Consider the following 23,630-nt stretch of genomic DNA (forward strand, 5'->3'; position numbering starts at 1 on the left):
TGATGTCCTGATCTGATCGGTTCCGGTCCGCTTCGGCGCGGACGGCGGGCTGGCGGCGCCCAAAAATAGGCGGCATCATCCACTTTGCCTTGCCCGCCACCGCCATGACCACCTGTCTGATTGTGATCGACGCCCAGGAATCGTTCCGCCACCGCCCGTACTGGAACGCCGCCCTGCTCGCGCCCTACCTCGACGCCCAGAACGCCCTGATCACCGGCGCCGTGGCGGCCGGACTGCCGGTCGTGCGCGTCTTCCACGTCGACGCGCCGCAGGCCGCGTCCAACCCCTTCGCGGTCGAATCGGGCCATGTGCGCCCGATCGACGGCCTCGCGCCCTTCGAGGCGGCCGCCACCTTCACCAAGTACCGCCACAGCGCGCTGGTCAACAGCGGCCTGGACGTGTGGCTCACGCAGCACGGCATCCGCCGCCTGATCGTGAGCGGCATCCGCACCGAGCAATGCTGCGAAACCACCACGCGCCACGCCTCGGACCTGGGCTGGGAGGTCGACTACGTGACCGATGCCACGCTCACCTTCGACATGGTGCAGCCCGACGGCCGGCCGCTGTCGGCCGCCGACATCAAGGCGCGCACCGCGACCGTGCTGGACGGGCGCTTCGCCACCGTCTGCAGCGTGGCGCAGGCGCTGGCGCGGGCAACCGAAGGCGCGACGGCATGATCCCGCTGCGCGTGCGCATCCTGGCCTACGACGGCGTCGAGGCACTGGACTTCGCCGGCCCCTTCGAGGTCTTCACCACCGCTGCCCGCGTGCATCAACGCCTGCAGCTGGGTGCGCCCGCACTGTTCGAGGTGGCCTCGGTCGCCCACACCCGCGCCGGCGAGCCCGTGCAGGCGCGCGCCGGCCTGCGGCTGCTCGCCGACCACACGCTGGCCGACGCTGCCGCAACCGCCGATGTGCTGATCGTCCCCGGCGGCGTGGTCGATGCGCCGATGGCGAGCCCCGACACGCTGCGCTGGATCGCGCAGTGCGCGGCCAGCGCACAGCTCGTCGCCTCGGTCTGCACCGGCGTCTTCCTGCTCGCGCAAAGCGGCGTGGTGACGCGCGAAGCGGTCACCACGCACTGGGAAGACCTCGCCGACCTGCACGCGCAGTTCCCGCAGCTCGACGTGCGCGAAGGCGTGCGCTGGGTCGACACCGGCCGCATCGTCAGCTCGGCGGGCATCAGCGCAGGCATCGACATGAGCCTGCACCTCGTCGAACGCCTGGCCGGACGCGAACTGGCCGAGCGCACCGCGCGCCAGATGGACTACGCATGGACCCGCAACGAGACCCCATCCGCGTAGTCTTCGTGCTCCTGCCCGACAGCCTCGTGCTCGACTGGGCCGGGCCGGCCGAGGCGCTGCGCATCGCCAACCAGCGGCTGCGCGCGGCGAGCCAGCCCGAGCGTTTTGTCATCGAGTTCGCGGGGCCGCGGCCGACCATGAGGGGCTCGGTCGGCGTCGCGCTGTCAGGGCTGGCGCCGCTGCCGACGCGGTGGAGCAGCCCCGGCTGGGTCGTGCTGGTCGGCCTGCCGGGCGACACCATCGCGACCGACACCCCCGAGGCGCAGGACCTGCTGCACTGGCTGCGCGGCCAGCGCTTCACGCGCGGCGGCGTCGAGCTGGTCACGGTCTGCGCGGGCGCCCTGCTCGCGGCGCACGCAGGCGCGCTCGCTGGCCGGCGCGTCACCACGCACCACCATCACCTGGACGAACTGCGTGCCGTGGAGCCACGCTGCGAGGTAGTGAGCAACCGCGTGTTCGTGCTCGACCCGCCGGTCTACAGCAGCGCGGGCGTCACGACGGGCATCGACCTCATGCTGCACCGCATCGCCGACACCTGCGGCGAGGCGCTGGCGGCCCAGGTCGCGCAGACGATGGTGGTGGCGCTGCGGCGCGGCCCGCACGACCCGGAGCTGTCGCCCTTTCTCGCCTACCGCAACCACCTGCACGCGGCGCTGCACCGGGTGCAGGACGCCGTCAGCGAACAACCGCAGGCCGACTGGAGCGTGCCGCGCATGGCCGAGGTCGCCCACACCTCGGCGCGGCATCTGACGCGGCTGTTCGTCGAGCATGCGGGCGTGGCGCCATTGGCCTACCTGCGCCGGCTGCGGCTGGCCGCCGCGCAACTGGCGCTGGCCTCGGGTGCCAGCGTGACGCGGGCGGCGGAGCTGTCGGGCTTCGGCTCGGACACGCAGTTGCGCCGCGCGTGGCACCAGTTCGGGTTGCCCGGGTCACCTTCGGCCGGCAGCTCGGCCTCTGCCGGTTAGGGCTTATCGAGACAGGCGTCGGCGCGCGCCCGCAGCAGCGCCTGCTCGCGCGTGTTGCGCGTGAGCGAGGCGGCGCGCTGGAACTCTCGGCACGCCTCGTCGTGGCGGCCCAGCTTGAAGAGCAGGTCGCCGCGCACGGTCGGCAGCAGGTGGTAGCCCTTCAGCGCGGGCTCGTCCATCAGCGCATCGACCACCTCCAGCCCGGCCGCCGGCCCGAAGGCCATCGACAGTGCGACCGCGCGGTTCAACTCGACGACGGGCGACGGCGACAGCGTGGCCAGCGCGTCGTACAGCGCCGCGATGCGCGCCCAGTCGGTCTCGCCCGCGGTGCGCGCGCGGGCGTGGCAGGCGGCGATGGCGGCCTGTAGCGCGTAGGGGCCGAGCGCGCCGCCCAGCGATTCGGCGCGCGCCAGCGCGGCCAGGCCGCGGCGGATCAACAGTTGGTCCCAGCGCGCGCGGTTCTGGTCGAGCAGCAGCACCGGCTCGCCCGACGCGCCAACGCGCGCAGTGGTGCGCGAAGCCTGGATTTCCATCAGCGCGACCAGCCCGTGCACCTCGGCTTCGCCGGGCACCAGCTCGGCCACGATGCGGCCCAGGCGCAGGGCCTCGTCGCACAGCGTGGGGCGCATCCAGTCGTCGCCGGCGGTGGCCGAGTAGCCCTCGTTGAAGATCAGGTAGAGCACCTCGAGCACCGACGCCAGCCGGGCTTCGAGCTCGTGGCGGCGCGGCACTTCGAAAGGCACGCGCGCCTCGGCCAGCGTGCGCTTGGCGCGCACGATGCGCTGCGCCACGGTGGCCTCGGGCACGAGAAAGGCGCGCGCGATCTCGTCGGTCGTGAGGCCGCCCATCAGCCGCAAGGTGAGCGCCACGCGCGCCTCGGTCGAGAGCACCGGGTGGCAGGCGGTGAACACCAGGCGCAGCAGGTCGTCGCCGATGTCGTCATCGAGCGCTGCATCGACTGCCTGCGCAAAGTCGGCCTGGGCCATGGTGTGCAGCGCGTCGAGTTCGCGGCCGATCTCGGGCGCCTTGCGCTCGGCCAGCTGCACGTGGCGCAGGCGGTCCAGGGCGCGGTGCTTCGCCACCTGCGTGAGCCAGGCGGCGGGGTTGTCGGGCAGGCCCTCGACGGGCCATTGCTCGAGTGCGGCCACCAGCGCGTCCTGCGCCAGTTCTTCGGCCAGGCCCACGTCGCGCACCTTGCGCGCAAGCGTGGCGATGATCTTCGCGGACTCGATGCGCCAGACCGCCTCGATGGCGCGGTGGATGGCGGCGGGGCCCCGGTCGTCGCTCATGCGACCCCTCCGATCGACGCGCCGGATAGCATGCGGCCATGACACCACGCCTCGTCTTGTTGAGCCTGGGTTTCGCGTTCGGCCTCGCCTGCGGCGGCGCCTGGGCCGACGACCTCACGGTGGAACGCAACAGCCTCGGCATGGCCTTCGTGCGATTGCCGACCGGCGAATTCCTCATGGGCAGCGACGAGGCGCCCGAGGCGCTGGCACGCGACTACCCCGAGTTGCCGAAGGAGCGATTCACCCAACTGGCCGACGAAGGGCCGGTGCACAAGGTGCGCATCACGCGGGCGTTCTGGATGGGTCAGCACGAGGTGACGGTGGGCCAGTTCCGGCGCTTCCTCGAAGCCTCGGGCCATGTGCCCGAATCGGTGGCCGACGGCACGGGCGGCTACGGCTGGCGCGCCGACTACGACCCCGCCACCACGCGGCGCGGCGACGCTTTCGAAGGCCGCGCCCCGCGCTACTCGTGGCGCAATCCCGGCTTTGAGCAAGACGACAACCACCCCGTCGTCAACGTGAGCTGGAACGACGCGCAGGCGCTGGCCGCATGGCTGAGCAAGACGGAGGGCCGACGCTACCGCCTGCCGACCGAGGCCGAGTGGGAGTACGCCTGCCGCGCCGGGACGCGCACGCGCTACAGCACGGGGAACGATCCGGCCACGCTGCTGCGCGGGGCCAATGTGTTCGACACACGCAGCGCCGCCCATTGGCCGCGCTGGCGCACGATGGCGCTCGCGGGCGACGACGGTTTTGCCTTCACCGCCCCGGTCGGCAGCTTCGCGCCGAACGCCTGGGGCCTCTACGACATGCACGGCAATGCGTGGGAATGGGTGGCCGACTGGCATGGCGACGAATACTACGCGCGCGCACCGGTCGACGACCCCCAGGGCCCGGCCACGGGCACCGTGCGGGTGCGCCGTGGCGGCTCCTGGCACACCTGGGCTTTCTATGCCCGCTCGTCCTACCGCAACTGGAATGCGCCGGACACCCGCTACACGCTGGTGGGCATCCGGCTGGTGCGGGAAGACTGATCAGGTGAAAGTGCTGCTCACTTCTTCAGCGTCTGCTGCATCGACGTGAATTCGCTCGCCACGTCCTGCACCTCGGGTGAGAAGTCTTCCATCTCCTGCACCTGCCGGATCTCGATGACTTCGTTCTCGCTGCCCGGGCAGCGGCTCGCCCATTCGATGGCTTCGGCGCGCGAGGCGACGTCGATCAGCCAGTAGCCGCCCAGCACTTCCTTGACCTCGGCGAAGGGGCCGTCGACCACCTTCGGCTTGCCGCCCGGAAAGCTCACGCGCGCGCCCATCGAGGGCGGATGCAGGCCCTCGCAGCCGATCAGCACACCGGCCTTCTGCAGGGACTCGTTGAAAGCCATCATCGACCCCACGCGTTCGACGTCGTCGGGCACGGTGCCGGGCGCCGCGCTTTCGTAGCCGTGGGGAATCATCAGCAGCATGAATCGCATGGTCGTTTCTCCTTCGAAGGATGGACGGGATTCAGCGGCCAGCCTTGGCGGCCGACTCGGCGCGCAGGCGGTCTTCCTGGGCCAGCAGCTCGGGCGTCATGGCCTCGCCGAAATCGGTGGCCTCGAACACCTGGCGGATCTCGATCTCGCCTTCCTGGAACGGGCTGCGCTTGATCCACTCGATGGCCTCTTCCTTCGACTTGACCTGCAGCAGCCAGAAGCCCGCGAGCAGCTCCTTGGTCTCGGTGAAGGGGCCGTCGATGACGGTGCGCTTCTTGCCTTCGCAGCGCACGCGGGCACCCTTGGCCGACGGGTGCAGCCCCTCGCCCGCCAGCAGCACGCCGGCCTTGACCAGTTCTTCGTTGAACCGGCCCATCTCGGTCAGTAGCTCGGTGCTCGGCATCACGCCGGCTTCGGAATCGGGACTCGCCTTGACCAGAACCATGAATCGCATGTCGTTTCTCCTGTGGGTTGATGAGGATCGGGAGGCGCCGGAATCTGCGCGCTCCTGTTCACACGTCGCACGAGCGAACAACGGATCGACACGGCCGCATCGATCGGCTTGTAATTTTGTGTGTCAGAGATAGCCGCAGAACCGCAGCACGTGGCCGTCGGGTTCGCGGATCGCGAATTCGCGCAGGCCCCAGGGCTGGGACGTGGGGGGTTCGATCACGGTCACGCCGCGCTTCACATAGGCGGCATGCAGGCCGTCGATGTCCTTGCCGACGTGGATCACGATTTCGCCGCGCCAAGGCTTCGCCTCGCGGCTGCCGCATTGCCACAGGCGCAGGTACACGGGGTCGCCGTAGCTGCGGTCGCCCTTCTTCACGCGGGCGTAGCTGGGCGGTTCGCCGGCGATGAAGTCGACCTCGAAACCCAGCACTTCGGAAAACCAGCGCGCGGCGCGCGAGACGTCGGACACCGGCAGCACCGGCTGCACGCCGTGGAATTCGTGCAGCGTGCCCAGGTCGGGAGGCGCCGCGCTCACGCCGGTGCGGGTGTCGGTCATGGGCTTGTAGCTAGTTGGCCAGGCGCCGCAGCAGCGCCACGCGCTCGGCGATCGCGTCGATGTCGAGCGCGTCTTCGGCGTTCGCGAGGTAGGTCTCGAGGTCGAACACGGCCAGCGCCGCATGGCCCTGCTCGGCATGCGCCACGCCGCGGTCGCGGTGCTCGCCCCAGGCGCTGGGCAAGAGCGCAATGAGGCGGTTCTGCACCGCGATGTAGCGCGGCCAGTCTTCCTGTGCGTGGTGCACTTCCTTCAGGTTGCGCAGCATGCGCGCAATGATCTCGCGCGGGCTCGCGGGCTGCAGGTACAGGCCCAGCGGCACGTCGAATTCGCCGACCAGCCCGTTGCCGCGCTTGTAGGGCTCGAGCCGCTCGCCCAGCTCTTCGCGCGAGAGCGACTTGCCGGTGAATGGGTCGATCACGACCTGCCCCTTGGGCAGCGTGACCTTCACCATGAAATGCCCCGGAAAGCTGATGCCGCGCGTCTGCAGGCCCAGTCCCTGCGCCAGTTCCATCCACAGCACGGCCAGCGAGATCGGAATGCCGCGGCGGGTGCGCAGCACGGCGTTCAGGTAGCTGTTGTCGGGGTCGTAGTAGTCGTTGACGTTGCCGCCGAAGTTCAGGTCGCTGAAGAAGAACTGGTTCAGCGCGCGCAGCCGGGCCAGCGGCGCGGCGTCGACCGGCAGGCGGCGCTTGAGGCGCGCGAGCAGCTGGTCGACGTCGCCCAGCACCTGCTGCACGTCGAGTTCGGGGTATTCGTCCTGCGCGATGCTGGCGGCCGCTTCGAGCAGCGGAAAGTGGTCATCGCTGCCGACCAGCGACTCGAAATATTCCAGTGCCGTGGGAACCTGGTAGCTGAACGTCATATGGCTTTGTAGAGGAGCCCGCGGGGAGCGTCAAGGCAGTGGTTTTCCGGCTCGCCAACGGCACCTTAACGGCGCATGAAACTGCGAAGGCGCACGCCCGTGGCCGTGAGCACGGCGAAATAGAGCAGCGCGGCACCAACGATGAGCGCGGCCAAAAGGCCGATGCGGTGCAGGCGCTGCGCGCGCAGGCCGACCCAGTCGAAATAGTGAGTGCCCCAGGCCAGCAAAACCGCCAGCACCACGGTGCCCAGCAGCACCTGCAGCGCGAACTTGCCCCAGCCGGGCTCGGGGGTGTAGCTGCCGCGGCGGACCAGGCCGATCAGCAGCCACAGCGCGTTGACCAATGCACCGATGCCGATCGTCAGCGTCAGCGCGGCGTGCTGCAACAGCGGCACCAGGAAGAAGTTGAGCACCTGCGTGAGCACCAGCACGCACACGGCAATCAGCATGGGCGTGCGCGTGTCGTGCTTGGCGTAGTAGCCGGGCGCAAGCACCTTCACCGCCACGAGGCCGACCAGCCCCACGCCGTAGCCCATGAGCGCCACGGTGGTGCGGCCGACGTCTTCGCCGGTGTAGGCGCCGTTGTGGAACAACACGGCCACCAGCGGCTTGGCAAACAGCAGCAGCGCCACGGCGCACGGCGCCGCCAGCAGCACCACGAGCCGCAGGCCCCAGTCGAGCAGCGACGAGTAACGCGCGTCGTCCTTGGCGGCGCGGGCGCCCGCGAGCTGCGGCATCAGCACCACGCCCAGCGCCACGCCGAGCATGGCGGTGGGAAATTCCATCAGCCGGTCGGCGTTGGTGACCCAGGTCACGCTGCCAGTGGCCAGGTGCGAGGCGATCTGCGTGTTGATGAGCAGCGAAATCTGCGCCACGCTCACGCCCAGCAGCGCCGGCAGCATGAGTTTCATGACCTTGCGGGTGGTCGGATCGGTCCACGCGGTGCGCAGTGCCTTGAAGCTGGCGCCGATGCGCGGCATGAGCCCCAGCGCGCGCAGCGCCGGAATCTGCAGGGCCAGTTGCAGCACGCCGCCGACCATCACGCCCACGCACTGGGCGTAGATCGGCTCGATGCCGTAGCGCCGGAACAGCGGCGCGCCGATCGAGATCGACAGGATCAGCGCAATGTTGAGCAGCACCGGCGACGCCGCCGGCACCGCGAACTTGCGCCAGGTGTTGAGAATGCCGCCCGCCAGCGCCACCAGCGACATGAAGCCGATGTAGGGGAACATCCAGCGCGTCATGACCACGGCGGCGTCGAAGCCCTGCAGCCCGCTGGCCATGGCCCAGACCAGCAGCGGCGCGCCGGCCACGCCCGCCACGCACAGCACCACCAGGGCCCAGGTCAGCAGCGTGGCGACGTGGTCGACCAGCTCCCGGGCGCCCTCTTGCCCCGCTTCGGCCTTGCGCGCGGCCAGCACCGGCACGAAGGCCTGGCTGAAGGCGCCCTCGCCGAACACGCGGCGAAACAGGTTGGGGATGCGAAAGGCGACGTTGAACGCGTCGGTGAGCGCGCTGACGCCGAAGACCGAGGCAAACAGCACGTCGCGCACGAGGCCCGTGATCCGCGAAGCGAGGGTCAGCAGGGAGACGGTGGAGGCGGATTTGAACAGGGACACGGGGGCGAGTGTAGGGCTCCGAAAGGTGACAAAAGCAGGCAATTCGGCAAAAACCGGAACCCGGCCTATAATGGAGGGCTTTGCTGCATCATCCTCAGACACCTAAGGAACACTAAATATGGCATCCGCCAAGCCCAAGAAGAAGAACCCCCGCCTCGCGTCGGGCCGCAAGCGCGTCCGCCAGGACGTCAAGCTCAACGCTGCGAACACCTCGCTGCGCTCCAAATACCGTACCGCTGTCAAGAACGTCGAAAAGGCTGTTCTGGCTGGCGACAAGACCAAGGCAAGCGAACTGTTCGCGAAGGCCCAGAGCATCGTCGACACCGTCGCCGACAAGGGCATCTTCCACAAGAACAAGGCAGCCCGCGACAAGAGCCGCCTGTCGGCCAAGGTCAAGGCCCTCGCCCTCGCGCCTGAAAAGGCCGCCGCCTGACACCTGTCAGGCAAGCCCGGACCGGAATTCTCCGGTCCGCCGTTTGATCGGGGTGCGCTGCAGCAAGCAAAAGTGAAAAACCGCCTTCGGGCGGTTTTTTCATGGGCGCTCGAAAAGCATCCAAAGGATCGAGCAACCCGCGCAGCCAAAAAAAAGACCTGGAAGTCAGGTCTTTGCGGGAGGGGGCGGCGTGTCCGCCGGATCGGGCACCAGGCAGGCCTCGGCCACCTGGAGGTTGTTGTCTTTCGCGAAGTTCACGCAGAAGTCCCAGGCCATGGGTTCGGCGTCGCGCAGGGCACGGTTCACCACCACGCATTTCACGCCGTTGATGGTCGTGGGAATGCACCAGGGCGAGTAGCTCAGGTGGCTGCCCGGGTAGGCGCCGCCGGGGCGGAAGGAGCACATGACGCCGGCGAGGCGTTCGGCCCAGTCGCTGGGGCGAAAAGTGCGGCCATCGTGGGTGATGCCCTGGATGAAGATTTCTTTGGCGTTGGGGGAAATCATCGTGAAGTGAGGCGACCGGAACAGGTGCTGCGGTGCAGCAAGCAATTCTATCCGGGGCTCTTTTTGCATCCTGAATGGGGGGCATTGCTGTGATGCGGAATCCTCAACGAAGCCGTCAAATCGCACGCCTAGAATTCGTGTTCCCTATCTGGAGTACCGAATGAGCGCCACCGCCCAGCAACCCACCTCGCCCCACGTCATGAACACCTACGGTCGCCTGCCGATCGCGCTGTCGCACGGCCAGGGCTGCCGAGTCTGGGACACCACGGGCAAGGCCTACCTCGACGGCCTGGGCGGCATTGCCGTCAACACGCTGGGCCACAACCACCCCGAGCTGGTGCCCGCACTGCAGGACCAGCTGACCAAGCTGATCCACAGCTCCAACTACTACCACGTGACCGGCCAGGAACAGCTCGCCGCCAAGCTCACCGAGCTGTCGGGCCTGACCAACGCCTTCTTCTGCTGCACCGGCCTGGAAGCCAATGAAGCCGCCCTGAAGCTGGCGCGCAAGTTCGGCCACGACAAGGGCATCGAGCGCCCCGAAATCGTCGTCTACGAAGCCGCCTTCCACGGCCGCAGCATCGCCACGCTGTCGGCCACCGGCAATCCCAAGGTGCAGGCCGGTTTCGGCCCGCTGGTCGAGGGCTTCATCCGCGTGCCGCTGAACGACATCGAGGCGCTGAAGAAGGCCACCGAAGGCAACCCGAACGTGGTCGCCGTGTTCTTTGAAACCATCCAGGGCGAAGGCGGCATCAACCCGATGCGCGTCGACTACCTGAAGCAGGTGCGCGCGCTGTGCGATGAGCGCGACTGGCTCATGATGATCGACGAAGTGCAGTGCGGCATGGGCCGCACCGGCAAGTGGTTTGCCCATCAGTGGGCGGGCATCCTGCCCGACGTGATGCCGCTCGCCAAGGGCCTGGGCTCGGGCGTGCCGATCGGCGCCGTCGTGGCCGGCCCCAAGGCCGCCAACATCTTCGGCCCGGGCAACCACGGCACCACCTTCGGCGGCAACCCGCTGGCCATGCGCGCCGGTGTGGAAACCATCCGCATCATGGAAGAGCACAAGCTGCTCGAGAACGCCGCCACCGTGGGCGCACACCTGAAGGCCGCGCTCGAACGCGAAATCGGCGGCCTGCCGGGCGTGAAAGAAATCCGCGGCCAGGGCCTGATGCTGGGCATCGAACTCGACCGTCCCTGCGGCGTGATCCTGAACCGCGCCTGCGACGCCGGCCTGCTGCTGAGCGTGACGGCCGACAAGGTGATCCGCCTCGTGCCGCCGCTCATCCTGAGCATTGCCGAAGCCGACGAAATCGTTGCGATCCTCGCGCCGATCGTCAAGACCTTCCTCTCGGAGCCCGTTGCGCAATGACGACCGCCGCCGCACCGAACGCCCTGCGCCACTACCTGCAGTTCTCGGACCTCACGGCCGATGAGTACGTCTACCTCTTCGATCGCATGGCGATCATCAAGAAGAAGTTCAAGACCTATGAAAAGCACCAGCCGCTGACCGACCGCACGCTGGCCATGATCTTCGAGAAGGCCAGCACGCGCACGCGCGTGAGCTTCGAGGCCGGCATGTACCAGCTCGGCGGCAGCGTGGTGCACCTGACCACGGGCGACAGCCAGCTGGGCCGCGCCGAGCCCATCGAGGACAGCGCCAAGGTCATCAGCCGCATGGTCGACCTGGTGATGATCCGCACCTACGAGCAGACCAAGATCGACAACTTCGCCGCGCACTCGCGCGTGCCCGTCATCAACGGCCTGACCAACGAGTTCCACCCCTGCCAGATCCTGGCGGACATCTTCACGTACATCGAGCACCGCGGCTCGATCCAGGGCAAGACGGTGGCGTGGGTCGGCGACGGCAACAACATGGCCAACACCTGGCTGCAGGCCGCTGAAATTCTTGGCTTCACGGTGCACGTGAGCACGCCCAGCGGCTACGAAGTCGACCAGTCGATCGCCGGCATCCGCTCGGGCGACAGCTACAAGGTCTTCAAGGACCCGATGGAAGCCTGTCGCGGCGCCGACCTCGTCACCACCGACGTCTGGACCAGCATGGGCTACGAGGCCGAGAACGAAGCACGCCGCAAGGCCTTCGCCGACTGGTGCGTCGACGAAGACATGATGCGCATCGCCCAGCCCGACGCCCTCTTCATGCACTGCCTGCCCGCGCACCGCGGCGAGGAAGTGCAGGCCGAAGTCATCGACGGTCCGCAGTCGGTGGTGTGGGACGAGGCCGAGAACCGCCTGCACGCACAAAAGGCGCTGATGGAGTTCCTGCTGCTCGGCAGGCTCTGACATCGAGCCAATGAACCAACGGAGCGCCGCATGGAGCTGATGAACCGCTACCTGCCGCGCTACCAGTTCGCGGAGACGCACAGCCTCCATGTGCCCGCCTCGCCCGCGCGCGTGCTCGATGTGGCGGCCCGGCCCGAGATCACCGACGACCCCGTGGCGCGCCGCCTGATCGCGCTGCGTGAACTGCCGAACCGGCTGGCCAGCCGACTCGGCCTCGCCGCCCCCACGCTGCGTCAGCGCGAGGCCTTCGGCTTCTCCGACTTCACGCCGCTGGGACGCGACGGCGAACGCGAACTGGCCTTCGGGTTGGCCGGCCGCTTCTGGCGCTTCGACTACGGGCTGGTCCCGCTGGCCGACGGCCCGGCCTTCGCGGCGCTCGATGCCACCGGCCTCGCCAAGCTGGTGCTCCACTTCACGGCCGAGCCCGAAGGCACTGGCACGCGCCTCACCACCCGCACCCGGGTCTGGTGCGGCGATGCCGCCGCGCAGCGCCGCTTCACCCTCTACTGGCTGCTGATCCGCCCCGCGAGCGGGCTGATCCGCCGCCGCATGCTGCAGCGCGTGCGTGACGCCGCGCTGCTCGCCTCATGAATCCCTGCCAGACCTGCGGCGCCTGCTGCGCCGCCTACCGCGTCGACTTCAGCGTGCACGAACTCGACGACAACGGCGGCCGCGTGCCCTCGGGCCTGGCGGTCGACGTGAACGACGCCCTGTGCCGCATGCGCGGCACCGACCACACGCCGCCGCGCTGCGCCGCGCTCACCGGCAAGATCGGCCAGTCGGTGGCTTGCGGCATCTACGAATGGCGGCCGAACCCTTGCCACGAACTGCAGGCCGGCAGCGACGCCTGCCAGCGCGCGCGCCTGCGGCATGGACTGGCGATGCTGTCCGACGAACTGCACTGACGGTTCAGGCCACAGGCACCGGGAGGCCGCCCAACTGCCCCTTGAACTCCTGCAGCGAGAAATGCGTCTGCACGTGGCGCACGCCCGGCAGGCGGTGCAGCTTGCGCTGCAGCAGGTCGGAATAAGCGTCGAGGTCCTTCGCGACCACCACGAGGATGAAATCCGCCGGCCCCGAGATGCCGTGGAACATCACCACCTCGGGAATCGCGCACACCGCGTCCTCGAAGGCGCGCGACGAAATCTCGGTCTGGTGGTCGATGCCGACCATCACGAAGGCCAGCACGCCGAAGCCCAGCGCGCGCCGGTTCAGGCCCGCGTGATAGCCGCCGATCACGCCATCGTCTTCCAGCTTCTTCACCCGCCGCCAGCACGGCGACTGCGACAGGTGCGCCATCTGCGCCAGCTCGCCCGAGGTCAGCCGGGCGTTGTCCTGCAGCGCGCGCAGCAGCTGGAGGTCGGTTCGGTCGAGGTCGGCTTGCATGATTTGTTCTCCAATTCCCGTTGATTGAATAGATTATTCAATCTTTCGATGATTGATGGATAACTTCTCGACTCCAGGCAGTCACTACGCATAGCATTCGGCACCCGCCGGCCCCTTGTGGAGCGCCTCCAACCGGCCCACACTGCCCTTTTTCTTCCTTCGCCTTGCCGCCCGCCATGACCGCCCCGCTCCGACTCTGGGACATCTCCGCCCCCGTGCACGCCGGCAGCCCGACATTCCCGGGCGACACGCCGTATTCGCAGCAGTGGTGCGCCACCATCGGCCCGGGCTGCCCGGTCAACGTGAGCGCGATCACGCTGTCGCCGCACGTGGGCACCCATGCCGACGCGCCGCTGCACTACGCCCCCGAAGGCCAGACCATCGGCCAGGTCGACCTCACGCCCTTTCTTGGCCCGTGCCGCGTGATCCACGCGATCGGCCGCGGCCCGCTGGTCACCTGGGAGCACATCGCGCATGCCGTGACCGACACGCTGCCGCCGCGCGTGCTCGTGCGCACCTACCCCGCCATGCCGATCGACCGCTGGGACCCGCAGCTCGCAGCCTACGAACCCGCCACCGTCGAGCGCCTGGCGGCCATGGGCGTCAAGCTCATCGGCATCGACACCGCCAGCATCGACCCGGCCGACAGCAAGACGCTCGACAGCCACCAGCGCATCCGCCACCTCGACCTGCGCGTGCTCGAGAACCTCGTGCTCGACACCGTGCCCGAGGGCGACTACGAACTCATCGCGCTGCCGCTGAAGCTGACGAGCGCCGATGCCTCCCCCGTGCGCGCCGTGCTGCGCGAACTTCCCCGTTGAAACCACTCCTTCCATGACGACGACCCTCGCCGACTGCCGCGCCCTCGACGCGCAAGACCCGCTGCGCGCCCTGCGCGACCAATTCACTTTGCCCGAGGGCGTGCTCTACCTCGACGGTAACTCGCTCGGCGTGCTGCCCACGGCCGCGCCCGCGCGCATCGCCGAAGTGGTCGCCAAGGAATGGGGCGAAGGCCTGATCCGCTCCTGGAACACCGCGAGCTGGTTCGACCTGCCGCAGCGCCTGGGCGACAAGGTGGCCCGCCTGATCGGCGCCGCGCCCGGCGAGGTGGTGTGCACCGACAGCACGTCGGTCAACCTCTACAAGGTGCTGTTCGCGGCGCTCTCGCAGCAGAAGGCGAGCGGCCGCAAGCTGGTGGTCAGCGAGCGCAGCAACTTCCCGACCGACCTCTACATCGCCGAATCGCTGTGCCGTGAACGCGGCTTCACGCTGAAGCTCATCGACGCGAGCGAATTGCAAGGCCCGGATTCGGCGCTGACCGAGGAAGTCGCCGTGCTCATGCTCACGCACGTCAACTACCGCACTGGCGCCATGCACGACATGAAGGCCGTCACCGCCGCCGCGCACGCCGTGGGCGCACTCACCGTGTGGGACCTGGCGCACAGCGCGGGCGCCGTGCCCGTGGCGCTCAACGACAGCGACGCCGACTACGCGATCGGCTGCGGCTACAAGTACCTCAACGGCGGCCCCGGCGCGCCGGCCTTCGCCTGGGTGAACACCAAGCACGCAGGCCAGTTCGAGCAGCCGCTGTCCGGCTGGTGGGGCCACGCGGCGCCCTTCGAGTTCACGCCGCACTACCGCCCTGCTCCCGGCGTCGGCCGCTACCTGTGCGGCACGCAACCGGTCATCGCGCTGGCCGGGCTCGAATGCGGGCTCGACACCGTGCTCGCCGCCGAAGCCTTCAATGGCACCGGCGGTGCGATGGCCGCGCTGCGCACCAAGTCGCTCGCGCTCACCGACCTGTTCATCCAGTTGGTCGAACAACGCTGCGCAGGACAAGGCCTCTCGCTCGTCACCCCGCGCGACCATGCACTGCGCGGCTCGCAGGTGTGTCTCAGCCGCGAGGAAGGCGCCTACGCCATCGTGCAGGCGCTGATCGCACGCGGCGTGATCGGCGACTACCGCGCCGGCGATTCGCAGATGCCCGACATCCTGCGCTTCGGCTTCACACCGCTGTATGTCGGCTTCGAGGATGTGTGGCACTCGGTCGAACACCTCGTGCAGGTGCTCGAAACCGGCGAGTGGCGACGCGCTGAATTCAACCGCAAGAACGCAGTGACATGAGCACCGACAACGACAACAAGACCCCCGAGTCCATCGTCCACGCAGAAAAGGCGCAGCTGGATTTCAGCGCGTCGATGAGCTACGGCGACTACCTGCATCTCGACGAAATCCTGAATGCACAACATCCGCTGTCGCCCGCGCACGACGAGATGCTGTTCATCGTGCAGCACCAGACCAGCGAGCTCTGGATGAAGCTCATGCTGCACGAGCTGCACGCCGCCGTGCAGTGCATCGCGCAAGAGCGGCTGCCTGACGCCTTCAAGATGCTCGCGCGCGTGAGCCGCATCATGGAACAGCTGGTGAGCGCGTGGACCGTGCTCTCGACCATGACGCCGCCCGAGTACACGGCGATGCGTCCCTACCTCGCCAACTCCAGCGGCTTTCAGAGTGCGCAGTACCGCTGCATCGAGTTCCTGCTCGGCAACAAGAACGCCGCCATGCTCAAGCCGCACGCGCACCGCGCCGACCTGCTCGCGCAGGTCGATGCCGCCTACCGCGCGCCCTCGCTGTACGACGAATCGCTGCGCCTGCTCGCACGCCACGGCCTGCCCGTGCCCACCGACCGGCTCGAGCGCGACTGGACGCAACCCTACGAATCGAGCGACGGCGTCGAGGCGGCGTGGCTCGTCGTCTACCGCAACCCGCACGACCACTGGGACCTGTACCAGCTCGGCGAAAAACTCACCGACCTCGAAGACGCCTTCCGCCTCTGGCGCTTCCGCCACGTGACCACGGTCGAGCGCGTGATCGGCTTCAAGCGCGGCACCGGCGGCACGGGGGGCGTGAGCTACCTGCGCAAGATGCTCGACGTGGTGCTGTTCCCCGAGATCTGGAAGTTGCGCACCGATCTGTAGTGCGAGATCCGCGGGGCTCGCGGTAGCCCCGGGCGAACGAGGGTTGCTCCATCGGCGCAAAGCGCTACATTTTGGAGAACACGGAGGCTGCTGCCATGAACAACAACACCTCGTTCTCTATCGAAGAGCTTTCCACCTTGCGCGAACATGGCGTCGTGCTCTTCGCCGATCGCGTGATCTTCGACGCGCAGCCGCCGATGCCGCAGCAGCAGATCGATGCGGTGCAGGCGCTGTGCGCCGGCCCGCTGCCCGAAGCGCTGGTCGCGCTGTGGCAGCACACCGCGGGCGGGCGTCTCGACTACGACCTCGCGCTGCCGATGAATGGCAACGTCGAAAGCGTCAGCTGGTCGGAGCTGTTCTGGGACGGCAGCGACGGCTACCGCGACCTGCAGGGCTGGATCGAACACGAACAAGAACTCGCCGAAGAAGCGGCCGAAGACAGCGGCACGCCCTGGAGCGGCAAGCTCACGCACTTGCCCTTCGGCGGCTTCGAGTACTGCGACCGCGTCTACGCGGTGGTTGAGCCCGGCGCCACGCACGGCCAGATCATTGCGTGGAAGCAAGGCCTGCCGCCGGCCTGGACCCACGCGCTGCACGAAGACGGCCTGAGCCCCGTTGCCGCCGACCTCCACGGCGCCTTCGCGGCGCTGCATCTCGACGAAGACCCGCTGGCGCCCACGAGCGACTACTTCTCGGGGCAGGCGCTGCTCGCCTACCTCGACGACCGCCACGAAGGCTACGGGCTCGACCTCGACCTGATGGACAAGCTGGTCACCTTCTACTGCCGCGCCATCGTCGACTGGCGCACGCCGCTCGCCGAAGGCACGCTGCGCCATCACCCGGCGCTCGCACGCGCGGCGCTGCGCCACGCGATCGCCGCCGACGACGCCGCGCTGGTCGCAGACCTCGCCGCCGCGGGCCTGAACTTCGAAGGCCCGCATGAAGGCAGCGCACTCGCCACCGACGTGGCCGTGGGGCACAGCGCCTTCGCCGCCGCGGCAGCGCTGGTGCGTGCAGGCGCACCGGTGGCATCCGACGTGCTGCGCAACATCGACGGCCAGATCTCGCCCGAACTCACGCACGCCCTGCTGGACAACGGCGCCGAACCGACCGTGGCGGCCATCGTGAAATGCGCGGCCTGCGGTGCGCCCGCCAGCGCACACCTGATCGCCGACGCCTGCACGCAGATCGGCATCGACGTGCCGCCGGCCTTCGTGGCCGATCGCGACGCGATGCTGGTCGAACTGGAGACCACGCTCGCGCAGATGCGCGACGGGACGCAGGGGCATTACCTGGGGCAGGAAGGTCTGGCTGAACGCATCGAGCATCTGCAGACGTTCCGGCTCTGACTTTTTTCAGGGCGACGCTCCCGCCGACGGGGAGCCTTGCTCCGCGAATGTCCTCCGGCCTGCGGCCTCCCCCTTGATTTCGCTGCGCAAGGCACCCCATCGACGTGAGTGTCATCGGAGCGGTCGTTGATCGGCGAGCACGACGACAGCGCTCAGTGTGCTCAGGACATTGGGTGCTTCCCGCAGCGAAATAAAGGAGGAGCCGAAGGCGGGGGACATTCGCGGAGGGAAGTACCCGATGGCCTGAGCACGCGCCCTGAACAAGCCGCTCAGGCCTCCCACCACCCCTCGTCAAACCGCCCCTGCAGAAACGCCACAAACCCCGACACCTTCCCCGGCACCAACTTCGGCGAAGGAAACACCGCGTGGATCTCCTGCTCCGGCAACGCATGGTCCCCAAGGACGGCGTTCACCTTCCCCGCAGCCAGCGACTCACTCGCAACATAGCGCGGCATCAGCGCAATCCCCAACCCATCACGCGCCGCAGCCAGCACAGCCGACAGGTTGTTGGAACGGAAGCGCCCAGACACAGGCACCGTCACCGGGTCGCCCTTCGGCGTGTGCATGCGCCAGAACTCGTCGCCCACCACGCTGCTGTAGATCAGCGCCACGTGCGCGCTCAGGTCCTGCGCGCGCTTGGGCGTGCCGTGCTTCTTCAGATAGGCCGGCGACGCCACCATGACCCACGGATTGGCGCCGAGGTAGCGCGCGCCCAGTGACGAATCGGCCAGCTTGCCCATGCGGATCGCCACGTCGATGCCCTGCGCGATGAGGTCCACGTAGCGGTCCTCGAAGCTCAGGTCGAGCTGCACCTGCGGATGCCGGCGCATGTACTCCAGCGCCAACGGCACCACCACGCGCCGCCCGAAGGCCACCGAGGTGCCCACGCGCAGCAGCCCCTGCGCCTGGTTCTGCCGCAGCTGCACGATGCTGTCGGCCTCCTCCGCGTCGCGCACGATGGTCTTGCACTTCTCGTAGTAGAGCGCGCCCGGCTCCGTGAGGCTCACGCCGCGCGTGTTGCGGTTGAGCAGCCGCACCTTCAGCCGCGCCTCCGTGGCCGCGACCTGCTTGGTCACGGTGGGTTGCGTGGTGTTGAACTCGCGCGCCGCCTTCGAGAAGCTGCCGGTCTCGACGACCCGCACAAACATTTCCATAGCCAGTAGACGGTCCATGGCCGGATGGTAGCCAGTTATTCCGCCATGGAATAGGTTTTATGGTCCCCAGCCGTCTTCTTGGAATGCGCCCCGCTTCCTACAGTGGGGCCACCTCAAGGAGACTTTCAATGGCAAAGATGACAGCGGTCCAGGCCGCAGTTCTGGTGATGGAAAAAGAAGGCGTGACGCAGGCCTTCGGCGTGCCGGGCGCAGCAATCAACCCGCTGTACTCGGCGATGCGCCAACGCGGCAGCATCTCGCACATTCTGGCGCGCCACGTCGAGGGCGCCTCGCACATGGCCGAGGGCTACACCCGTGCCATCGCCGGCAACATCGGCGTGTGCATCGGCACCTCGGGCCCGGCAGGCACCGACATGATCACGGGCCTGTACTCGGCCTGGGCCGATTCCATTCCCATTCTTTGCATCACCGGCCAGGCACCGCGCGCCCGGCTGTACAAGGAAGACTTCCAGGCGGTCGACATCGAGTCGATCTCCAAGCCCGTCACCAAGTGGTCGGTCACCGTGCGTGAACCCGGCCAGGTGCCGCAGGTGTTCCAGCAGGCCTTCCACCTCATGCGCTCGGGCCGCCCGGGCCCTGTGCTCATCGACCTGCCCTTCGACGTGCAGATGGCGCAGATCGAATTCGACATCGACGCCTACGAGCCCCTCAAGCCCTACAAGCCGGCCGCCACGCGCGCCCAGATCGAGAAGGCCATCGGCATGATGCAGGCGGCCGAGCGCCCGCTGATCGTGGCCGGCGGCGGCATCATCAATGCCGACGCGTCCGACCTGCTCGTGCGCTTTGCCGAAGCCACCGGCGTGCCGGTGATCCCCACGCTCATGGGCTGGGGCACCATTCCCGACGACCATCCGCTGATGGCCGGCATGTGCGGCCTGCAGACCAGCCACCGCTACGGCAACGCGACGGTGCTCGCTTCGGACTTCGTGCTCGGCATCGGCAACCGCTGGGCCAACCGCCACACCGGCTCGGTCGACGTCTACACCAAGGGCCGCACCTTCGTGCACGTGGACATCGAGCCCACGCAGATCGGCCGCGTGTTCACGCCCGACTTCGGCATCGTCTCCGACGCCAAGGCCGCGCTCGAACTCTTCGTCGAAGTGGCCGAGGAAATGAAGGCCGCGGGCAAGCTCACCGACCGTGGCGCCTGGGCCGGCGAATGCCGCGAGCGCAAGAAGACCTTGCTGCGCAAGACCAACTTCGACACCGTGCCGATGAAGCCGCAGCGCGTGTACCAGTGCATGAACAACCACCTGGACCGCGACACCTGCTACGTGAGCACCATCGGCCTGTCGCAGATCGCGGCCGCGCAGTTCCTGCACGTGTACAACCCGCGCCACTGGATCAACTGCGGCCAGGCCGGTCCGCTGGGCTGGACCATTCCCGCCGCACTGGGCGTGCGCGCCGCCGACCCGACGCGCAAGATCGTCGCGCTCTCGGGCGACTACGACTTCCAGTTCATGATCGAAGAGTTGGCCGTGGGCGCGCAGTTCAAGCTGCCCTACCTGCACATCGTGGTCAACAACTCCTACCTCGGCCTGATCCGCCAGTCGCAGCGCGGCTTCGAGATGGACTACTGCGTGCAGCTGGCCTTCGACAACATCAATGCACCGGCCGACGCCGGCATCGAAGGCAGCTACGGCGTCGATCACCTCAAGGTGGTCGAGGGCCTGGGCTGCAAGGCGATCCGCGTGCACAAGCAGGAAGAGATGGCACCCGCCATCGCCCGCGCCGAAGCGCTCATGGCCGAGTTCCAGGTGCCGGTCGTCATCGAGGTGATGCTCGAGCGCGTGACCAACATCGCGATGGGCACCGAGATCGACGCCATCAACGAATTCGAACCGCTGGCCGAAAGCATGGCCGACGCACCGACCGCCCTCGCCGTGGCGATGCTGGATTGATCGAGGAGACGATAGACATGCCCAAGTTCGCAGCCAATCTCACGATGCTCTTCACCGAGCTGCCGTTCATGCAGCGCTTCGAGGCGGCCGCCAAGGCCGGCTTCGAGGCGGTGGAGTACCTCTTCCCCTACCCCTTCGACAAGAAGGAACTCACGGCCGCGTTGCGCACGAACGGCCTGCAGCAGGTGCTGCACAACCTGCCGGCCGGCGACTGGGACAAGGGCGAGCGCGGCATCGCCTGCCACCCGGACCGCACCGGCGAGTTCCGCGAAGGCATCGCGCTGGCCATCGACTACGCGACCGCGCTGGGCTGCCCGCAGCTCAACTGCCTGGTCGGCAAGGTGCCGGCCGGCGTGAGCACCGACGCCGCGCACAAAACCGTGGTCGAGAACCTGCGCCTCGCAGCGCGCGAACTCGAAGCCGCCGGCCTGCGCCTGCTGATCGAGCCGATCAACACCTTCGACATCCCCGGCTTCTTTCTCACGCGCACCGACCAGGCGCTGGCGCTGATCGACGAGGTGGGCTCCAACAACCTGCGCGTGCAGTACGACATCTACCACGCACAGCGCATGGAAGGCGAGCTGGGCAACACGCTCACCAAGCAACTGGCGCGCATCGGCCACATCCAGCTGGCCGACAACCCCGGCCGCGGCGAACCCGGCACGGGCGAGATCAACTACCCGTGGCTGTTCCAGCACATCGATGCGCTGGGCTACGACGGCTGGATCGGCTGCGAATACAAGCCCCGCGCCACCACGGTGGAAGGCCTGGGTTGGCGCGAAGCCCTCACGAAGAAGCAATGAACGTTCACGAAGGAAACAGAGACATGACCACTGCAGCAGCACAAAAAATCGGATTCATCGGCCTGGGCATCATGGGCGCCCCCATGGCGGGCCACCTGCTCGACGCAGGCCACGAGCTCTTCGTGAACACGCACGGCAACACGCCGGAGCCCTTCGTCTCGAAAGCCACCATCTGCGGTTCGGCCGCCGAAGTGGCACGCAAGGCCGACATCATCTTCATCATGGTGCCCGACACGCCTGACGTGGAGAAGGTGCTGTTCGGCGTGCCGGGCGCGGAAGGCGTGGCCGACGGCCTGAAGGGTTCGCAGGGCAAGATCGTGGTGGACTGCAGCTCCATCGACCCGATCGCCACCAAGGCATTCGCGCGCCGCATCGTCGCGCTGGGCGCCGGCTACATCGACGCGCCGGTCTCGGGCGGCGAAGTGGGCGCCAAGGCCGCGAGCCTGACGATCATGTGCGGCGGCGACGAAGGCACCTTCGGCCGCGTGAAGCCGCTGCTCGACAAGATGGGCAAGAACGTGACGCTGGTGGGCGGCGCGGGCGACGGCCAAGTCTGCAAGGTGGCCAACCAGATCATCGTGGCGCTGAACATCGCCGCCGTGAGCGAAGCGCTGGTGTTCGCCTCGAAGGCCGGAGCCGACCCCGCGAAGGTGCGCCAGGCGCTGATGGGCGGCTTTGCCAGCTCGCGCATTCTGGAAGTGCACGGCGAACGCATGATCAAGCGCACCTTCGCGCCGGGCTTCCGCATTTCGCTGCACCAGAAAGACTTGAACCTCGCGATGCAGAGCGCCCGTTCGCTGGGTGTGGCACTGCCGCAAACGGCCAATGCGGCGCAGCTGATGAACGCCTGCGCGGCGATGGGCTACGGGCAGCTGGACCACTCGGCGCTGGTGAAGGCCCTCGAAGCCCTCGCCCAGCACACCGTGTCACCCGACTGAAACTAGGTCTTTGCAGTCTCCAGAGACTCTTTCAGGTTGCGTCGGCGCCATGCCCAGGTCTTCACGGCCTGCGGCAGGATGCCGATGCACGACGCGTAGTACGTCACCTTGAAGCCCCAGAAACGCGGCCCGATGGGCGTGTTGCGGAACAGGTCGCCGGCCAGGATGGACAGCAGCGCCTCCTGCATGCGCCAGATGTTGCGCGGCGCCATGAACAGGCGGCGGATGGCGGGCGAGGTGATGCGGTAGATGAACCACGAGAACATCTTCGGCCCGTGCTTCATCACCTTCTCGTAATGGCGGAAGGCCTTCTCGGCCTCTTTCGCCTCGCCCTTGAGCCAGTGGTCTGCGCAGGCCGCGGCCTCGAAGCCGCTGTTCATCGCCAGGTACACGCCCGACGAGAACATCGGGTCGACGAAGGCATAGGCGTCGCCCACCATCATGAAGCGGTCGCCGCGGCAGAACTTGGAGTCGTAGGCGTAGTTGCCGGTGGAGGTGGCGCCTTCCATCAGCGTGGCGTTCTTCAGGCGCGCGGCCAGCTTGGGCGCGAGCGCAATGGTTTCCATGAGGAAGTCTTCGAGCGAGCCCTTGCGGCGCTTGAAGTAGGCCGGCGAGGCCACGGCGCCGACGCTCACGGTGCCGTCCTTCAGCGGGATGTACCAGAACCAGCCATGGTCGAACCAGAACAGCGAGATGTTGCCCTCGAAGCGGCCTGGCCTGCGCTCGGCGTTGGCGAAGTGGCCGTACAGCGCCGCGCTCGCATGCTTGCGGTTGCGCTGCTTGGCATCGAACTGGTTCGACAGCAGCGTGTCGCGCCCGCTGGCGTCGATCACGAAGCGCGGGCGCCACGCGGTCTCGGTGCCGTCGTCGGCCTTGACCTTCACGAGCGGGCGGTTGTCGGGCGTTCTCTTGCCGGCGTCCATGTCGACGCCGGTGACGCGCCGGCCCTCGAAGGTGCGCGCGCCGCGCTTGCCGGCATGGCGGAACAGCAGCTCGTCGAACTCCGAACGGCGCACGTGCACCGCATAGGGAAAGCTCTTGTCCATCGCCTGGCCGAAGTCGAAGTGGCTGGTGTGGTCGTGCCAGGGCGAGACGAATTCGGCGCCGTGCTTGCGCAGGCCGATGGCCTCGACCTCGGTGCGCACGCCGAGCCGGTCGAACAGCGGCATGTTCATCGGCAGCAAGGATTCGCCGATGTGAAAGCGCGGATGCTGCGCCTTCTCGAGCAGCACCACGTCGTGGCCCTTGTCTGCGAGCAAGGCAGCCACCGTGGAGCCCGAGGGGCCTCCGCCGATGACCACGACGTCCGGTTCGGTGCCGGTGAAAGGTCCGGGTGTCATT

The 23,630-nt window shown here is 67.9% G+C and carries 26 protein-coding genes; 16 read left to right on the forward strand and 10 right to left on the reverse strand.

Annotated elements, in window-relative coordinates; all coding sequences use genetic code 11:
* Positions 1-104: 104 nt before the first annotated feature.
* The 3 genes from IG196_RS22335 to IG196_RS22345 are packed head-to-tail and all read left to right on the forward strand — an operon-like array spanning position 105 to position 2,268.
* Entirely contained in the window at positions 105-677 is a 573-nt protein-coding gene (locus IG196_RS22335) for an isochorismatase family protein (RefSeq protein WP_192193053.1), read from the forward strand.
* A complete protein-coding gene (locus IG196_RS22340; RefSeq protein WP_192193054.1) occupies positions 674-1,303 on the forward strand; it encodes a DJ-1/PfpI family protein in 630 nt (209 codons plus the stop codon). The genes IG196_RS22335 and IG196_RS22340 overlap by 4 nt, the downstream gene beginning before the upstream one ends.
* A complete protein-coding gene (locus IG196_RS22345; protein WP_192193055.1) occupies positions 1,273-2,268 on the forward strand; it encodes a GlxA family transcriptional regulator in 996 nt (331 codons plus the stop codon). Before IG196_RS22340 ends, IG196_RS22345 begins: the two co-directional genes overlap by 31 nt.
* On the opposite strand, the gene IG196_RS22350 is transcribed toward IG196_RS22345, so the two are convergent.
* The gene (locus IG196_RS22350; RefSeq protein WP_192193056.1) at positions 2,265-3,557 is read right to left on the reverse strand and encodes an RNA polymerase sigma factor; all 1,293 of its coding nucleotides are present in this window, start codon (positions 3,555-3,557) and stop codon (positions 2,265-2,267) included. The genes IG196_RS22345 and IG196_RS22350 overlap by 4 nt on opposite strands.
* Positions 3,558-3,595: 38 nt before the next feature.
* Between IG196_RS22350 and IG196_RS22355 the strand changes: the two genes are divergently transcribed.
* The gene (locus tag IG196_RS22355) at positions 3,596-4,591 is read left to right on the forward strand and encodes a formylglycine-generating enzyme family protein (RefSeq protein WP_192193057.1); all 996 of its coding nucleotides are present in this window, start codon (positions 3,596-3,598) and stop codon (positions 4,589-4,591) included.
* A 17-nt stretch (positions 4,592-4,608) separates the two neighbouring features.
* Here the strand turns inward: IG196_RS22355 and IG196_RS22360 are convergent, their stop codons facing one another.
* The 5 genes from IG196_RS22360 to murJ form a co-directional block, all read right to left on the reverse strand.
* A complete protein-coding gene (locus IG196_RS22360) occupies positions 4,609-5,028 on the reverse strand; it encodes a YciI family protein (protein WP_153282534.1) in 420 nt (139 codons plus the stop codon).
* A gap of 31 nt (positions 5,029-5,059) precedes the next feature.
* Positions 5,060-5,482: a YciI family protein gene (locus tag IG196_RS22365; protein ID WP_101489311.1), complete on the reverse strand. Its 423-nt coding sequence runs from the start codon at positions 5,480-5,482 to the stop codon at positions 5,060-5,062.
* Positions 5,483-5,605: 123 nt separating this feature from the next.
* Positions 5,606-6,037, reverse strand: a complete 432-nt coding sequence (locus IG196_RS22370; protein ID WP_192193058.1) for a bleomycin resistance protein — start codon at positions 6,035-6,037, stop codon at positions 5,606-5,608.
* Positions 6,038-6,047: 10 nt separating this feature from the next.
* Positions 6,048-6,899, reverse strand: coding sequence for a SirB1 family protein (locus IG196_RS22375; RefSeq protein WP_101489309.1), 852 nt, complete (start codon positions 6,897-6,899; stop codon positions 6,048-6,050).
* A 65-nt stretch (positions 6,900-6,964) separates the two neighbouring features.
* On the reverse strand, positions 6,965-8,518 hold the full coding sequence (murJ, locus tag IG196_RS22380) for a murein biosynthesis integral membrane protein MurJ (RefSeq protein WP_192193059.1): 1,554 nt from the start codon (positions 8,516-8,518) through the stop codon (positions 6,965-6,967).
* Between the two features lie 118 nt (positions 8,519-8,636).
* On the opposite strand from murJ, the gene rpsT reads away from it, so the two are divergent.
* Complete coding sequence (gene rpsT, locus IG196_RS22385; RefSeq protein ID WP_056571937.1) at positions 8,637-8,951, forward strand: 30S ribosomal protein S20; 315 nt, start codon at positions 8,637-8,639, stop codon at positions 8,949-8,951.
* 165 nt (positions 8,952-9,116) lie between these two features.
* Here rpsT and IG196_RS22390 read toward each other — a convergent pair whose 3' ends face one another.
* Positions 9,117-9,455 carry a DUF3579 domain-containing protein gene (locus tag IG196_RS22390; RefSeq protein WP_056571940.1) on the reverse strand — a complete coding sequence of 113 codons (339 nt, stop codon included), beginning with the start codon at positions 9,453-9,455 and terminating at the stop codon, positions 9,117-9,119.
* A gap of 160 nt (positions 9,456-9,615) precedes the next feature.
* On the opposite strand from IG196_RS22390, the gene IG196_RS22395 reads away from it, so the two are divergent.
* From IG196_RS22395 to IG196_RS22410, 4 genes are read left to right on the forward strand one after another with little or no spacing between them, the layout of a single operon-like run.
* Positions 9,616-10,827, forward strand: a complete 1,212-nt coding sequence (locus IG196_RS22395) for an aspartate aminotransferase family protein (RefSeq protein WP_192193060.1) — start codon at positions 9,616-9,618, stop codon at positions 10,825-10,827.
* Positions 10,824-11,759, forward strand: coding sequence for an ornithine carbamoyltransferase (gene argF / locus IG196_RS22400; protein WP_153282528.1), 936 nt, complete (start codon positions 10,824-10,826; stop codon positions 11,757-11,759). The genes IG196_RS22395 and argF overlap by 4 nt, the downstream gene beginning before the upstream one ends.
* A gap of 30 nt (positions 11,760-11,789) precedes the next feature.
* Positions 11,790-12,350 carry a DUF2867 domain-containing protein gene (locus IG196_RS22405; protein WP_192193061.1) on the forward strand — a complete coding sequence of 187 codons (561 nt, stop codon included), beginning with the start codon at positions 11,790-11,792 and terminating at the stop codon, positions 12,348-12,350.
* The gene (locus IG196_RS22410) at positions 12,347-12,664 is read left to right on the forward strand and encodes a YkgJ family cysteine cluster protein (protein WP_101489305.1); all 318 of its coding nucleotides are present in this window, start codon (positions 12,347-12,349) and stop codon (positions 12,662-12,664) included. Before IG196_RS22405 ends, IG196_RS22410 begins: the two co-directional genes overlap by 4 nt.
* Positions 12,665-12,668: 4 nt before the next feature.
* On the opposite strand, the gene IG196_RS22415 is transcribed toward IG196_RS22410, so the two are convergent.
* On the reverse strand, positions 12,669-13,145 hold the full coding sequence (locus IG196_RS22415; protein WP_062477192.1) for an Lrp/AsnC family transcriptional regulator: 477 nt from the start codon (positions 13,143-13,145) through the stop codon (positions 12,669-12,671).
* A gap of 176 nt (positions 13,146-13,321) precedes the next feature.
* On the opposite strand from IG196_RS22415, the gene kynB reads away from it, so the two are divergent.
* The 4 genes from kynB to IG196_RS22435 all read left to right on the forward strand — a co-directional run bounded on the left by kynB (position 13,322) and on the right by IG196_RS22435 (position 17,472).
* Positions 13,322-13,966, forward strand: a complete 645-nt coding sequence (kynB, locus tag IG196_RS22420) for an arylformamidase (protein ID WP_192193062.1) — start codon at positions 13,322-13,324, stop codon at positions 13,964-13,966.
* 13 nt (positions 13,967-13,979) lie between these two features.
* Positions 13,980-15,269: a kynureninase gene (gene kynU / locus IG196_RS22425; protein WP_192193063.1), complete on the forward strand. Its 1,290-nt coding sequence runs from the start codon at positions 13,980-13,982 to the stop codon at positions 15,267-15,269.
* Positions 15,266-16,123, forward strand: a complete 858-nt coding sequence (gene kynA / locus IG196_RS22430; RefSeq protein WP_192193064.1) for a tryptophan 2,3-dioxygenase — start codon at positions 15,266-15,268, stop codon at positions 16,121-16,123. The genes kynU and kynA overlap by 4 nt, the downstream gene beginning before the upstream one ends.
* Before the next feature lie 95 nt (positions 16,124-16,218).
* Positions 16,219-17,472 carry an SMI1/KNR4 family protein gene (locus IG196_RS22435; RefSeq protein ID WP_192193065.1) on the forward strand — a complete coding sequence of 418 codons (1,254 nt, stop codon included), beginning with the start codon at positions 16,219-16,221 and terminating at the stop codon, positions 17,470-17,472.
* A 269-nt stretch (positions 17,473-17,741) separates the two neighbouring features.
* Here the strand turns inward: IG196_RS22435 and IG196_RS22440 are convergent, their stop codons facing one another.
* Positions 17,742-18,644, reverse strand: a complete 903-nt coding sequence (locus tag IG196_RS22440; RefSeq protein ID WP_062473378.1) for a LysR family transcriptional regulator — start codon at positions 18,642-18,644, stop codon at positions 17,742-17,744.
* Between the two features lie 110 nt (positions 18,645-18,754).
* Here IG196_RS22440 and gcl point away from each other — a divergent pair, with 110 nt between their 5' ends.
* From gcl to IG196_RS22455, 3 genes are read left to right on the forward strand one after another with little or no spacing between them, the layout of a single operon-like run.
* Entirely contained in the window at positions 18,755-20,548 is a 1,794-nt protein-coding gene (gcl, locus tag IG196_RS22445; protein ID WP_192193066.1) for a glyoxylate carboligase, read from the forward strand.
* A 17-nt stretch (positions 20,549-20,565) separates the two neighbouring features.
* Positions 20,566-21,351, forward strand: coding sequence for a hydroxypyruvate isomerase (hyi, locus tag IG196_RS22450; protein ID WP_192193067.1), 786 nt, complete (start codon positions 20,566-20,568; stop codon positions 21,349-21,351).
* A 23-nt stretch (positions 21,352-21,374) separates the two neighbouring features.
* Positions 21,375-22,289: a 2-hydroxy-3-oxopropionate reductase gene (locus IG196_RS22455; protein WP_192193068.1), complete on the forward strand. Its 915-nt coding sequence runs from the start codon at positions 21,375-21,377 to the stop codon at positions 22,287-22,289.
* A gap of 2 nt (positions 22,290-22,291) precedes the next feature.
* Here IG196_RS22455 and IG196_RS22460 read toward each other — a convergent pair whose 3' ends face one another.
* Entirely contained in the window at positions 22,292-23,629 is a 1,338-nt protein-coding gene (locus tag IG196_RS22460; protein WP_192193069.1) for an NAD(P)/FAD-dependent oxidoreductase, read from the reverse strand.
* Position 23,630: the final 1 nt, after the last annotated feature.

Origin of the sequence: Variovorax sp. 38R, from assembly GCF_014843395.1 — a bacterium.
GTDB lineage: Bacteria > Pseudomonadota > Gammaproteobacteria > Burkholderiales > Burkholderiaceae_C > Variovorax > Variovorax paradoxus_H.